Annotated in this window: 14 protein-coding genes; 6 read left to right on the top strand and 8 right to left on the bottom strand. The window is 68.1% G+C overall.

What is annotated here, in order from left to right; all coding sequences use genetic code 11:
• On the bottom strand, positions 1-760 hold a 760-nt coding region (locus ON43_RS39200), incomplete at its 3' end, for an RNA polymerase sigma factor (RefSeq protein WP_040815846.1).
• Positions 761-762: 2 nt separating this feature from the next.
• Positions 763-1,107 carry a YciI family protein gene (locus ON43_RS39205; RefSeq protein WP_040815848.1) on the bottom strand — a complete coding sequence of 115 codons (345 nt, stop codon included), beginning with the start codon at positions 1,105-1,107 and terminating at the stop codon, positions 763-765.
• A 166-nt stretch (positions 1,108-1,273) separates the two neighbouring features.
• Between ON43_RS39205 and ON43_RS39210 the strand changes: the two genes are divergently transcribed.
• From ON43_RS39210 to ON43_RS39225, 4 genes are all read left to right on the top strand, one after another.
• Complete coding sequence (locus ON43_RS39210; protein ID WP_040815895.1) at positions 1,274-2,233, top strand: LysR family transcriptional regulator; 960 nt, start codon at positions 1,274-1,276, stop codon at positions 2,231-2,233.
• Positions 2,234-2,397: 164 nt separating this feature from the next.
• Entirely contained in the window at positions 2,398-3,171 is a 774-nt protein-coding gene (locus ON43_RS39215; RefSeq protein ID WP_083914212.1) for an AzlC family ABC transporter permease, read from the top strand.
• Positions 3,168-3,503: an AzlD domain-containing protein gene (locus tag ON43_RS45340; protein ID WP_051180016.1), complete on the top strand. Its 336-nt coding sequence runs from the start codon at positions 3,168-3,170 to the stop codon at positions 3,501-3,503. The genes ON43_RS39215 and ON43_RS45340 overlap by 4 nt, the downstream gene beginning before the upstream one ends.
• Before the next feature lie 59 nt (positions 3,504-3,562).
• A complete protein-coding gene (locus ON43_RS39225; RefSeq protein WP_218003501.1) occupies positions 3,563-4,663 on the top strand; it encodes a PLP-dependent cysteine synthase family protein in 1,101 nt (366 codons plus the stop codon).
• Positions 4,664-4,888: 225 nt separating this feature from the next.
• On the opposite strand, the gene ON43_RS39230 is transcribed toward ON43_RS39225, so the two are convergent.
• Positions 4,889-5,545, bottom strand: coding sequence for a TetR/AcrR family transcriptional regulator (locus ON43_RS39230; RefSeq protein WP_051180019.1), 657 nt, complete (start codon positions 5,543-5,545; stop codon positions 4,889-4,891).
• A gap of 86 nt (positions 5,546-5,631) precedes the next feature.
• On the opposite strand from ON43_RS39230, the gene ON43_RS39235 reads away from it, so the two are divergent.
• Positions 5,632-7,134: an MFS transporter gene (locus ON43_RS39235; RefSeq protein WP_040815849.1), complete on the top strand. Its 1,503-nt coding sequence runs from the start codon at positions 5,632-5,634 to the stop codon at positions 7,132-7,134.
• On the opposite strand, the gene ON43_RS39240 is transcribed toward ON43_RS39235, so the two are convergent.
• The 3 genes from ON43_RS39240 to ON43_RS39250 all read right to left on the bottom strand — a co-directional run bounded on the left by ON43_RS39240 (position 7,131) and on the right by ON43_RS39250 (position 10,005).
• Positions 7,131-7,418: a hypothetical protein gene (locus ON43_RS39240; RefSeq protein ID WP_157514400.1), complete on the bottom strand. Its 288-nt coding sequence runs from the start codon at positions 7,416-7,418 to the stop codon at positions 7,131-7,133. The two genes, ON43_RS39235 and ON43_RS39240, sit on opposite strands and share 4 nt — an antisense overlap.
• A 93-nt stretch (positions 7,419-7,511) precedes the next feature.
• The gene (locus ON43_RS39245; RefSeq protein ID WP_040815854.1) at positions 7,512-9,251 is read right to left on the bottom strand and encodes a sensor histidine kinase; all 1,740 of its coding nucleotides are present in this window, start codon (positions 9,249-9,251) and stop codon (positions 7,512-7,514) included.
• A 175-nt stretch (positions 9,252-9,426) separates the two neighbouring features.
• Entirely contained in the window at positions 9,427-10,005 is a 579-nt protein-coding gene (locus ON43_RS39250; RefSeq protein WP_040815855.1) for a TetR/AcrR family transcriptional regulator, read from the bottom strand.
• A gap of 43 nt (positions 10,006-10,048) precedes the next feature.
• Between ON43_RS39250 and ON43_RS39255 the strand changes: the two genes are divergently transcribed.
• Complete coding sequence (locus ON43_RS39255; RefSeq protein WP_040815902.1) at positions 10,049-10,903, top strand: phytanoyl-CoA dioxygenase family protein; 855 nt, start codon at positions 10,049-10,051, stop codon at positions 10,901-10,903.
• A gap of 3 nt (positions 10,904-10,906) precedes the next feature.
• Here ON43_RS39255 and ON43_RS45345 read toward each other — a convergent pair whose 3' ends face one another.
• Both ON43_RS45345 and ON43_RS39260 read right to left on the bottom strand, forming a co-directional pair.
• On the bottom strand, positions 10,907-11,071 hold the full coding sequence (locus ON43_RS45345; RefSeq protein WP_157514401.1) for a hypothetical protein: 165 nt from the start codon (positions 11,069-11,071) through the stop codon (positions 10,907-10,909).
• 282 nt (positions 11,072-11,353) lie between these two features.
• Positions 11,354-13,138: a DEAD/DEAH box helicase gene (locus tag ON43_RS39260; RefSeq protein WP_040815856.1), complete on the bottom strand. Its 1,785-nt coding sequence runs from the start codon at positions 13,136-13,138 to the stop codon at positions 11,354-11,356.
• Between the last annotated feature and the right edge of the window lie 212 nt (positions 13,139-13,350).

Below are 13,350 nucleotides of genomic sequence, written 5' to 3' on the forward strand. Positions count from 1 at the left end.
GCTGGCCGCCCGCGGCGTCGGTGCGCGCTCCGCGTCGGGCTTCGGTCAGCAGGAACAGCGCCAAGAGTCCGGCCACATCGGGATCCTCGGGCAGCAGCGTCCGCAGCATCCGGACCAGATCCATTGCGCGCGTGGTCAACTCGCCGCGACTCAACTCGGCGTGATATGGCGCGGTGTGTCCGGTCGTGTACAGCAGATGCACCACGGTCAGGATCGCGCCGATCCGCTCGGGCAGCTCCTCGGGTGCGGGCACTCGATACGGGATGCGCGCGGCGGCGATCTTCTTCTTGGCGCGGGTGATGCGCGCCGCCATCGTCGACTCCGACACCAGAAAGGCACGGGCCACCTCGACGGTCGTCAACCCGCACACCAGCCGAAGGGTCAGCGCCACCTGCGCCTCGATCGACAGGGCCGGATGACAGCAGGTACTGATCAGCCGCAACCTGTCGTCGGGGATATCCTGTTCGCCGACAACGGTTTCGGTGACATCATCGGAAATCAGCAGCGGCAGTGACCGATTCGCGGTCGCTCGGCGGCGCAGCAGATCCAGCGCGCGATTGCGCGCCACCGTGGTCAGCCACGCGCCCGGCTTGGCCGGGATTCCGTCCTGCCAGCGGGTCAGGGCCTGGGCGTAGGCGTCCTGGACGCATTCCTCGGCGGCGTCCAGGTCGCGGGTGACGCGCACCGTCGCGGCGAGCACGAAGGCCCACTCACGCCGGTGCGCGTCGGCGACCGCCGCCGCCACGGCGGCGCTGGTCATCGCTACCGCTGGTGGGCGTGGATCGGACGGACCTCGACACCGCCCTGCGCCATCGGGACCTGCTGGGCGCGGGCGATCGCTTCGTCCAGATCGGCGGCCTCGATCACGTAGTAGCCGCCCAGCTGTTCCTTGGTCTCCGCGAAGGGGCCGTCGGTGACCACGAAGCCGCCCGCGCCGTCCGGGCGGATACTGGTCGCCGTGTGCGAGTACTCGAGCGCGTTACCGCCGCGCAGCGCCTGCTGGTTGCCCGCCATGAAACCCTCATGTGCGCGCGTGACCGACGGGTCGTTCAGGGTGTCGACGCCCAGCCGCTCGTCCTGGTAGATCAGGACCAGATATTCCGCCATGATGCCGTCCTCTCGATGACTGGCCCGCCTTTCGGACCATTCAACTCTTCGACGTGCACCCATCGGCGAAATCGACAGGTTCGCGGCGGCGAATTCCGGGCCTTCTGAAACGGTGGTGCTACGCCGCCTCCCGGGGCGCTGACCTCGCACGCTTAGGATGGTCGGCATGCTGGAGGTCAGACAGCTGAAGATCTTCCGGGCGGTCGCGCGGACCGGTTCGTACTCGGCCGCCGCCCGGCATCTCGGCTATACGCAACCCGCGATCAGTCAACAGATCAAGGCCATGGAGCGACAGCTCGGGACCGCGCTGATCACCCGATCCGGGCATCAACTCCAGCTCACCGAGGCCGGCGAGGCGCTGTGCCGGCACGCCGCGACCGTGCTCGGCAGCCTCGACGCCGCCGAGGCCGAGATCCGGGCGCTCACCGAATTGCGGGCGGGCAAGGTGCGATTGGCGGCGTTCCCCAGCGCGTGCTCGATGCTGGTGCCCAAGACCATTGCCCGCAGCCAGGCGGCCGAACCCAATCTGAAGATCGCGCTGATCGAGGCCGAGCCGCCGGAATCGGTGGCCATGCTGCGGGCGGGGGAGTGCGAGATCGCTTTGATCTTCGATTATCCCGAAGGCCGACTACCGGATAGCGAAAGCTCTTGTGACGCAGGCAGCCCCGACCTCTCCGAGCTGAGTGCGCGTCCCTTGTTCGGCGATCGGCTGCGCGTGTTGCTGCCGCCCGGGCATCGGCTGGCCGGGACCGGGCGCATCGCCCCGGTGCAGCTCTCGGAGCTGGCCGAGGAGAAGTGGATCGCGGGCTGCCCGCAGTGCCGCGGCCACCTCATCGATGTGTGCGCCGAGGCCGGATTCCATCCCGACATCGCCTTCGCCACCGAGAACCTCGGCGCCGTCGTCGGTTTGGTGGCCGAGGGCCTCGGCGTCGCGCTGGCCACCGAACTCGCGCTCTCCGGCGTCCCGGCCATCGGCTCGGTTCGCTCGGAACCGGTGGAACCGACCATGGAACGCCGCATCCTCGCCGTCACCCTGCCCAAACTCGAGAAGGTGCCCGCGGTGCGCGCCGTCATCGACGAATTGCAGGCGACGGTCCCCTTCGTGGAGACGGCGCTCACAGCCTGAGCCGGATTGTCGGCAGGAGCACCCGTTTTCACCCCGAACCATTATCGATAGTTTCACCCCCTATTACGGATGGTTGGGTTTTATTCGCCCAGGTCAGTGCACAAAAACTGTTTGCTCGACTAGCGTTGGAGACGCAAACAGGAGCCGACGAAGAGGTTGGAGCCATGGCACTGGCAATCGATTCGAAAACAACGCAAGCGGTCGTCGAAGACGATGCTCCGCCGGGCGGGTGTTGGCGAGCCGCTGCCTCCGCCGCGGGTCCGGTCATGCTCGGATACCTGCCTGTCTCTTTCGCTTTCGGCGTGCTCGCCCCGACCTTCGGGCTTCCGGCCTGGGCCGCCATCGCCATGTCGGCGTTCGTGTTCGCGGGGTCCTCGCAATTCGCGGCACTGGGCCCGCTACAGGCCGGCATTTCGCCGATCTCCATTGTTTTCACCACCTTCCTGGTGAATTTGCGGCACGCGCTGTATTCGCTCACCGAAGCCCCGAACGTGAAGGGCTGGACCCGCCACGACAAGATGGGTTTCGCCTGGCAGCTCACCGATGAGGCGTTCGCGGTGCATTCCACCGAATTCGCCAAGCGGCACCGGTCGGCGCGGGAATGCCGGATCTTCAATTTCCTCATCCACTTCGCGTGGGCGGGCTCGACCGCACTGGGCTGCGTGGCCGCCGAACTGATCCCGGACAGCCGGGCACTCGGGCTGGACTTCGCACAGACCGCCATGTTCCTGGCGCTGCTGGCCATGATGGTCAAGGGCAGCCGCGAACTCATGGTCGCGGTACTGGCGGGCCTGCTCGCCGTCGCGCTGACCGCCGCCGGGCTGCCGCTCTGGGCCGTCGTGGTGCCCACCGTCATCGGGGCCACCGTCGGGCTCATGTTCGAGCGCCGCGCCGCGAACCACACCATCGAGGCCGTCCCCGAGGAGGCCCTGTCATGAGCACCACCGCGTTGATCGCCGTCCTGGTCGGCATGACCGCCGTCACCTACGGAATCCGTTCCCTGCCTTTACTTCTGGCCGATCGATTCACCATCTCCGAATCGGTACTGCATTGGATGGCCTATGTGCCGCCCGCCGTGCTGGCCGCCCTGATCGCCCCTTCGGTGTTCGTCCCGGACGCCGAAAGCCATGCCCTGAACCTGGATTGGGCCAACCCCCTGTTTCTCACCGCCCTGCCGACGCTGCTGGTCGCGTGGCGCACCAAGAACATGTACGCCACCGTCGGCACCGGTGTCGTCGTCCTCGCCCTGCTCCGCCTCGCGGGCCTCTGATACAGCCTCGCGGGCCTCTGAAAGGAACCGTCGTGACCACCTTCATCCCCGGAACTTCGCTGGTCGAAGAGACCGACATCAACCGCTACGACCCCGAATACCGCACCTGGCTGCGCGAGGCCGTCCGCAAGGTCCAGGCCGACGGCAACCGCTCGGCCGACACCCACCTGCTGACCATCCCGCTGCCTGCCGAATGGGGCATCGACCTCTACCTCAAGGACGAATCCACTCATCCCACCGGCAGTCTCAAGCACCGCCTGGCGCGCTCGCTGTTCCTGTACGCGCTGTGCAACGGCTGGCTGCGCCCGGGCCGCCCGGTCATCGAGGCGTCCAGCGGATCCACCGCGGTCTCGGAGGCCTACTTCGCCAAGCTGATCGGCGTCCCGTTCGTCGCCGTCATGGCGCGCTCCACCGTGCAGGCCAAGATCGACCTCATCGAATTCCAGGGCGGCACTTGCCATCTGGTCGACAATCCGTCCGAGGTCTACGAGGTCGCCGCGCGGCTCGCGGAGGAGACCGGCGGTCACTACATGGACCAGTTCACCTACGCCGAGCGCGCCACCGACTGGCGCGGCAACAACAATATCGCCGAGGCGATCTTCCGCCAGCTCGAACAGGAGCGTTACCCCGAGCCCAGCTGGATCGTCGCCACCGCCGGCACCGGCGGCACCTCGGCCACCCTGGCCCGCTACGTCCACTACACCCAGCGCGACACCGGCATCTGCGTCGCCGACCCGGAGAACTCCAGCTTCCTCGAGGGCTGGCGCACCCTGGACCGGAATGTCACCTCCGACAAGGGATCCCGCATCGAGGGCATCGGCCGCCAGCGCGTCGAACCCAGCTTCATGCCGCACGCCATCGACCGCATGATGCGCGTCCCCGACGCCGCCAGCGTCGCCACCGTCCACCTCCTCGAACGCCTCCTCGGCCGCCGCTGCGGCGGCTCCACCGGCACCGGCGTCTGGGCCGCCTTCCAGGTCATCTCCGACATGCTGGCCAAGGGTGAAAAGGGCAGCGTCGTAACCCTTCTCTGCGACCCGGGCGAGCGCTACCTCGACAAGTACTACAGCGACGCCTGGCTGGCCGAGCAGGGCATCAACCCCGCCCCGTACACCCGTCGCCTCGAGCACTTCCTGCTCACCGGCGACCTGTCCGCCTGACCCACCGAACCTACGGGTAGGACGCCGAACATCCTGCGCCCCAGCGGTTCCGGCGACGGGCTCCCCAGCGAGCCCGACCCGCCACCCTGACCGGTGACAGCGTCGTGACGACTACCCGTCGACCAGCCGATCGAGGCGCCGACGCGCACCCCGGGTCCCGAACACCCGGCGAGCGCGCCTCGGCACCTCGATCTTGCTGGTATTGCGGTCTTTTGGCGGAGCCGGTCAGTCCAGGCGGCCGTAGATGAGGCGGAGGATGGCCTCGGTGAGGTCGTCGAGGCCCTGGGAGACTTCGGATTCGGAGGCCGCGGAGAGCTGGGAGAGGCGGCCGTCGCGCATGAGGGAGATCAATTCGGCGAGGGTGGCGGAGTCGATGCCCGCGGGGGCGAGCCCGGCGGCGCGGTCGCGTTCGATCTTGGCCGCGAGGGCGCTGGTGAAACGGGTGTGGATGGTGGCGATGAATTCGGTCAGCGGCGGGTAGTTGTTGTCGTAACCCTCGAGGGAGCAGACCAGGATGGCGGCATTGCCGTGCCAGACGTCGGCGGTTCCGGCGAGCTGGGTGCGGAGGAGTTCGCGTTGGGGGCCGGTGGAGGGGAGCCAGACGTGGGTTTCGGCGTAGCGGTCGCTCACGTCTTCCATGAGGCGGGCGAGGACGGCCTGCTTGGAGGGGAAGTAGAAGTAGAAGCTGGTGCGTGAGATGCCCGTCGCGTGGGTGATGTCGTCGACGGTGAGCTTGGCCATCGGCTTCTCGGTCAGCAGTTGGCGGGTCGCTTCCAGGATCTGGGCCTCGCGCTGATCGCCCTTGGATTGCGTGCCGCGGCGTCGCAAACCCTCGGTCGTGCCCGCGGTCCGGTTCACTTCGCGTCCGCCTTTCTGTGCCATGAACTCACCCTATGCGAACATTCCCGCACTAGACGTGGCGTCAATCATAATCGACACTGTGTCGATTCCGTCGTAGAGTCCTGCGAATGACCTCATCCCCTGGGGATCGGCGGACCTCCTCGCCGACCGCGATCGTGCTGACCATGGCCGGCACCGTATTTCTGCTGGCAATGGCACAGACCTTGCCCGTGCCCGCGCTGCCGCAGATCGGCGTGCAGCTGGGCGTCTCCGCGACCACCGTCGGCTGGGTGACGACCGCGACCATGCTCGCCGCCTCGGCGCTGACCCCGCTGCTCGGGCGACTCGGTGACGTCTACGGGCACAAGCCGGTCATCCTGGCGACGCTGGTGGTGACGCTGGCGGGCAGCCTGATCGCCGCCTCGGCGCACAGCATCGACTGGCTCATCGTCGGCCGCGCGCTGCAGGGCGCGAGCTTCGGTCTGTTCCCGCTCGCGATCAGCGTGCTGCGGCATGAACTTCCGGCCGAGCGCCTGACCGGCGCGCTGGCCGTGACCGCCTCCACCCTCGGTGTGGGCAGCGGTGTCGCACTGGTCGCGACGGGCCTGCTGACCCAGGGCGACGCGGACTACCGCCGCATCTTCTGGCTGTGCGTGGTGCTGACCGTGCTGGTACTGGTGGCCGCGTTCCTCGTGCTGCCGCGCCGCGCGGGACAGGGCGGGCGCGTCGACTACCTCGGCGCCGCGGTGCTCGGCACCGGCCTGGTGTGCCTGCTGCTGCCGATTTCCCAAGGCCACGAATGGGGTTGGGGCAGCGCGAAGGTGATCGGACTGTTCATCGCCTCGGTCGTGGTGCTGGCCGGATTCCTGCTGCTGCAGTCCAAGCTGAGCTCCCCGCTGGTGTCGACCGCCCTGCTGGCGCATCGTCCGGTCGCCATGACCAACCTGGCCAGCTTCTGCGTGGGCTTCGCAATGTTCAGCGTCTTCCTCGGCGCGACCTACTTCGTGGCGACGCCGCGAGCGCTGGCGGGCTTCGGTTTCGACGCGTCGGTGCTGCGCACCAGCGTGGCGTTCATGCTGCCGGGCGCGGTCGTCTCGGTGCTGATGGGCCCGATCGCCGGACGCCTGGTCGGCCGGATCGGTCCGCGCTATGTGCTGCTGCTGGCCAGCGTCATCGGCCTGTGCGCCCTCACCTCGCTGGCGCTGCTGCACACCAGCACCGCGGAAGTCGTTGTCGCACTGGTGATCGGCAATGCCGCCATCGCCATCGCCTACGCCGCCATGCCCGCCCTGCTGGTCGCCAATGTCGCCCCGCACGAGACCGGCATCGCCAACTCGATCAACTCGATCATGCGAACCGTCGGCGGCGCCATCGGCAGCGCGCTGGTGGTCACCATCCTCACCAGCGACACCCTCGCCCACAAGCTGCCCAACGGCATGGTCGTGTCCCTGCCCGCCGAAAGCGCCTACCGCATCGCGTTTCTCACGGGCGCGGCCTTCTTCGCGGTCGCCGCACTGCTGGCAGCCTTCGGCCTGCGCAGCTCCGGTCGCCACCTGACCCAGCACGAGGTCGAAGAGGACATCGCGTTGGCGAGCGCGGGCGAATTCGCCACCATCTCCACCAGCCTCTAGGCTCCGGTCGAGCGGCGCATCCCGGGCGGGTTCGAATTCAGCGCCGGGGCTGCGCCGCTCGGCGATCGCCGCGACGGGTTACCGGTCAGGTGGAGGTGGCGCAGGCCCCACCACACCAGACCCACGGCAACCGCGGCGTACTCGGCGAGGGCCAGATAGATCAGCGGCGGACCGTAGAAGGCGGCCCAGACCGAAATCCGCGGTAGGTACGGAGGCACTGCGACCACCATCGCCACACCTGTCATCAGCGCCAGGAGGGCGGCCGTGGTACTGCTGGGTTTCATGGCGATCAGCCTTGCCGGATTGCTGCCCACCGGTGAGAGGCCATGTTCCCGTGGCCCAGGGACTTTCGGACCCGCTGGTCCCGAAGCCCCCGATCAGGGCAGCGGGACCGTCCACTGCACCCGGGTGCCGCCGTCCTCGCCGACCTCGATGCCGAAGCTGCCGCCGCGCCGCCGGGCCCGAACCTCGAGGTTGGCCAGACCACTACGGCGCGAGGCGCTCTGATCCATGCCCGCACCATTGTCGGTCACCTCGACGCTCACGTCGTCGGTCACCGACAGGGCGACCGTGATGGCGTCGGCCCCGGCATGGCGCACCACATTGCTGAGTGCCTCGCGCAGCACCGCCTCCACATCGTCGGCCAGCGACATCGGCAGCACCGAGAGCGGTCCCGAGACATGAACCGTAGTGCGCAGCTTGGTTTCCGCGGTCATCTCGGCGACCAGATCGTGCAGGCCCTGATGCAGTGGCACCTGGCCGGTGGCCGGACCGTGCAGGTCGAAGATGGACTGGCGGATGTCCTGCACGATGGACTGCAGATCGTCGAGACTCTGGGAAAGTCGCTCCCGGATCTCGGGCGAACGAATGCGCTGCGCGGTGCCCTGCACCGCCAGCCCGGTCGCGAACAGGCGCTGGATCACCCGATCGTGCAGATTGCGCGCGATCCGGTCGCGTTCGGACAGCACATCGAGCTCTCGCATCCGGAACTGGTTGTCGGCCAGGCGCAATGCCAGTGCGGCCTGACCGGCGAACACCGTCATCATGGCGATGGCCGAGGTGTCGAAGTCCGGTTCGCCGGGGGCGCGCAGCACGGCCAGCACGCCCAGCATCTGCTGGCGGGCCCGCAGCGGCAGCAGTAGCACCGGACCGAATTCGGCCCGCAACTCCGGAAACGGGTTGAGCGCCAATCCCTCGGTGACCATGCATTCGGCGGTCCGGAAGACGGTGCCGGTGTGCGAGCCCTCGATCGGGATGCGCCGGGACAGCAGCGCGGAGGAGGGCACGCCCGCACCGGCCGACACGATCAACTCGGTCACCGCGTCGTCGGAGAGCTCCAGATCCTCGGGCAGAGCGACGAACGTGCACACCGAATCGGTCAGGGTGAGCGCGCGATCGGCGATCAGTTCGATCACCTCGGCCGGATCCCCGCCGCCCAGCAGTTCGGTCGCCACGTCGCGGATCGACTCCAGCCACAGCTGCCGCAGTTGCGACTGCGCGTAGAGCCGGGAATTCGCCACCGCGATACCGGCCGCGGCGGCCAGTGCCCGCACCACCACCTCATCGTCCTCGGTGAACTCCTGGCCATTCACCTTCTCGGTGAGGTAGAGACTGCCGAACACCTCGTCGCGCACCTTGACCGGGACGCCGAGGAAACTGTGCATCGGCGGATGGTGGTCGGGAAACCCGATCGAGGCCGGATGCAGCGAAAGATCCTTCAGCCGCAGCGGTTTGGGCTGCTCGATGAGCAGGCCCAGCACGCCGCAGCCGTGCGGTAGATCGCCGATGAGCACGCGGGTGCGATCGTCGATGCCCTCGTACACGAATTCCGAGAGATTGTCCCCGCTGCTGCGGGTTTCGCGCACACCCAGCGCCCCGTAACGGGCATCCACCAGCTCGATGGCGGTGTGCACGATGGTGCGCAGCGTCTCGTCCAGATCCAGGCCCGAGGTAATGACGAGCATGGCGTCGACGAGCCGGTCCATCCGATCGTGCACCCCGACCACCTGCGCGATCCGATCCTGCACCTCGGCGAGAAGTTCGCGCAGCCGCCAGTGCGACAGCGCCTCCACCATCGGAGTCCTGTCGCCGGAACGGGGCTCCGGATCGCCCGACATGCGGCCGATTCTTCCACCGCGGGGAATTCATGCGCGACCAAAGCGCAAACATGCCAAGCGGTTCGGAGATGGTGGGCTCGGAATTTGCCGGGCCGGTCACCCGTGCCGGGATTCGCCTCCCGGTGGCGGCTCGGGGCCAGTTCGTTTGCGGCGGTTCAGGATAGGGCCAGCGCTGTCACGATAGGGCCAGTGCCGCGGCCGTCAACCGCCACAGGCGGTCGGTGGCGAGTTCGACGGTGGGGCGCGGTTGGTCGCGCAACTGCTGGGCGATGCCGTGGCGCAGGCCGCCGATGACGTAGGCGCCCGCGCTGTCGGGATCGAGGTCGGCGGGGATTTCGCCGGTGGCCTGGCCGCGGCGGATGTTCGTGGCGGCGGCCTCGGCGAGGTTGCGGATGTAGTTGGCCTCGATTTCGGTGAGGCCCGGGTCGGGGGCGACGCGGTTGAGCAGGAGGGCCGCGAGCGGGTGGTCGAAGTGGTACGCGACGAAATGGTGGGTGCGGGCGCATTCACGGGTGGGCCAGTCGCCGTCGGCCGGGACCTGGTCGTCGGCGGTCGCCCGGCTCAGGCCCTCGTAGAAGTCGTCCCAGAGTGCCGCCAGCAGGCCGACTTTGGAGCCGAAATGGTGGTAGAGCGCGCCGGTGCTCAGGCCGGTGCGGCGGGTCAGGGCGCTCAGTTCGAGGGTGCCGCCGGCATGGACGAGTTCGTCGCGGGCGGCGTCGAGAAGTTGTTGACGTCCGAGAGGTGCGCGTGCCACTGTCGAACCATAACAGAACTCAGTTATGTAAAGGATGGCGGCCATGAGCGGGAAAGTGACGTCGCTGCGGGATCTGGGCGGGGACCTCGCGGGGACCTATCGGCGCACCGAGAGCAGTGGGGCGAGCGTCGATCCGGCGGTCGTGGAGGCTGATCTGGCCGCGGTCGCGCGGGACGGGTACGTGATCCTGCCGGATCTGCTGACGCCCGCCGAGCTGGACGAGATCCGGGCGAGCGTCGGCCCGCTGCTGAACCCGAAGGGCCGCAACAACTTCGAGGGTCATTCGACCCAGCGCGTCTACAGCGTGCTGAACAAGACCCGCTCCTGCGATCGCATCGCCGATCACCCGCGCGTACTGGCCCTGCTGGACCGGCTGTTCCTACCCAACTACCTGCTGTCGATGCTGCAGGTGATCAATATCCTGCCCGGTGAACAGGCGCAGATGCTGCACACCGACGACGGTTTCTATCCGCTGCCGCGGCCGCGAAAGGCATTGGGGGCGGCCACCATCTGGGCCATCGATGACTTCACCGCGGAGAATGGCGCGACCGACATCATTCCCGGAAGTCACCTCTGGGACGATCGCCTACCCGATGATTCGGCGCGTGAACCCGTCGTAATGCGATCCGGTAGCTGCGTATTCTTCGTGGGTACGCTATGGCATGGTGGCGGCGCGAATCGTTCGGCGAATTCTCGCCTCGCGCTCACCGCGCAATACTGCGAACCATGGCTTCGACCCCAGGAGGCGTTCACGCTCTCCATGACTCGCGACACAGTGCGCGCGGTATCGGAGGACATTCGCCGGATGCTGGGTTACAGCATCCACCCGCCGTTCATCGGTCAGGTTGACGGAATGCATCCGAAGCGACTGCTCGAACCGGGCGCGCAGTCTCTCTAGCAGTCAGTTGACGAGTTCGTGGGCGAGCTCGACGGCAGCCTTCATATCGGGTGCGTACCCGACCCGCCAATTGAGTCGATCGATCGGGGTAACCGATACCTTGTATCGATTCTCGATGTGCTCGAACTTGACGATGGCCCGCTCGCTCAACGGCGCATGATTCTTCATGGCTTCCTCTCTCGACCCCGTCAAAGGCGTCCGAGACGACAGACGAAAATCCGAAACTTGAAAGCGGGCAGCTGCTTGCTCTTCATTAACTGTAGGAGCATTCAACCGGGGTATATATGGGCAATTGTCCCATTTTCTGCCGTGCCCCGCGTTCGGGCGCGCCTCCCGTGACCATCGTGTGTCCCCGCCCACAAAAACGCCGAGTGGCACACCGGCGAGGGGGATTCAGACAAATCCCCTCGCGGGTGTGCCACTCGGCGAGAGCTCGTGAGTGGCGCGTGGTTAGACGGTGCGGCGACGGCGGGGTGCGCCGCTGCGGGAGAAGCCGGCGAGGCCGCCGTTGCTGCCGGCGGGCGCCGCGCCGCGGCCGCCCTGACGCGACGAACCGGCGTTGCCGCGCTCGGTGCGCTGACGCGCGGAGCCGCCGCCATTGCCATTGCCGTTGGCCGAGTCGTTCGCGCGAGCCGGGCGGCCGGTCGCCGAACCGGCGTTGGACTTGCGACCCGAGCGGGCCGCCGAGTTGGCGTGCGCCGCGTCCTCGGCGCGGCCGCCGCGCTTGTCGGACTTGGTGCCGCGCGGTGCGCCGGTGGCGGGGTGGACGCCGGGACGGCTGCTGATGGAGCCCTCGGCCTTGCGGCCTCCGCGCGTGCCCGGCTTGGTCAGGGCCGCATCGCCATCGTGGCGGGCGCTGCGCTTGTAGGTCTCGGATCCCTGCGACGAGGACCGGCGACCGGGACGTTCGGCCCCGAATGCCTCGGGCGCGGTGCGCGACCGCCGACGGCCGCGCGAGGCGGTGTCGTCGTCGTTTCGGCGAGATGCGTTGGTGCGGGCCGACTTCGAGGCCGGGGCGGCCTTCGGCTGGCGGGCCGGGGCCGGGTCCGAGATCGCCACCAGCGGCGCGACCTCGCCGACGAGTTCGATCACCGCGGGGGAGTCGGCGGTGACGCGCTGCGGGGTGACATCGATCTTGGCCTTGCGCATCAGGGCGGCCAGGTCGCCGCGCTGGTCTGGCATGACCAGGGTGATCACGTCACCGGCATTGCCCGCGCGGGCGGTGCGGCCGGAGCGGTGCAGATACGCCTTGTGCTCGGCGGGCGGGTCGACGTGGACCACGAGCTCGACACCGTCGACGTGGACGCCGCGGGCCGCGACATCGGTGGCCACCAGGACCTTGGCCGCGCCGGAGGCGAAGGTGGCCAAATTGCGGTCGCGGGCGGGCTGATTCAGGTTGCCGTGCAGGTCGACGGCTGGGATCCCGGACGTGGTGAGCTGCTTGGCCAGCTTGCGGGCTTGATGCTTGGTGCGGGTGAACAGGATTCGCCGCCCGGTGCCGGAGGCGAGACGGTGCACGACCGCGCGCTTGGTTTCCGCGCTCGACACCTCGAAGACGTGGTGGGTCATATCGGCGACCGGCGAGTTGGCGTCGTCCACCGAGTGCAGCACCGCGTTCGGCAGGAACCGCTTGACCAGCTTGTTCACGCCATTGTCGAGGGTCGCCGAGAACAGCAGCCGCTGACCGTGCTCGGGAGTGGCGGCCAGGATCCTCGTCACGCCGGGCAGGAAGCCCAGGTCGGCCATGTGGTCGGCCTCGTCGATGACGGTGACCTCGACGGCGTCGAGGCTGATCAGCCCCTGCTTCATCAGATCCTCGAGCCGCCCGGGGCAGGCGATGACGATGTCGACGCCGCGCTTGAGCGCCTGCACCTGACGGTGCTGGGAGACACCGCCGAAAATCGTGGTGACGGTCATCCCGCAGGCACCGGCCAAGGGCTCGATGGCCGTGGCGATCTGCGTGGCCAGCTCGCGGGTCGGCGCCAGTACCAGCCCGACCGGGCGATTGGGCATCCGCCGACCGGCGAGCTCACCGCCGAGCCGGTCCACCATGGGAATGGAGAAGGCGAGGGTCTTGCCGCTGCCGGTGCGGCCCCGGCCGAGCACGTCGCGTCCGGCGAGCGAGTCGGGCAGGGTGTCGGCCTGGATCGGGAACGGCGCGGCGATTCCGGCCGCGGTGAGGGCGCGGACCAGCGGTGCGCGCACGCCGAGCGTGGCGAAGGTAGGCGTATTCATAAGTTTTGCAGTGCCTTTCGGGCATCGGGCGGTGCCCGAGCCGTGCTGCGGACAGGGGTCCGCGCCGGGGGCACAAGGGGTGGCGAGATTGCCGGTGGGCAAAATCGATCGCCGTAAGGAAAGCTTGCCGCGCAGTTGGGGCTGCTCAGGAGTGGTAGCGATCTACGACGCTTGATACGACCGTGTCGTATCCATGATCAACTTTCGTGTTC

The sequence above is a fragment of the Nocardia concava NBRC 100430 genome (genome assembly GCF_000308815.1).
In the GTDB taxonomy this organism is placed as follows: Bacteria; Actinomycetota; Actinomycetes; order Mycobacteriales; family Mycobacteriaceae; genus Nocardia; species Nocardia concava.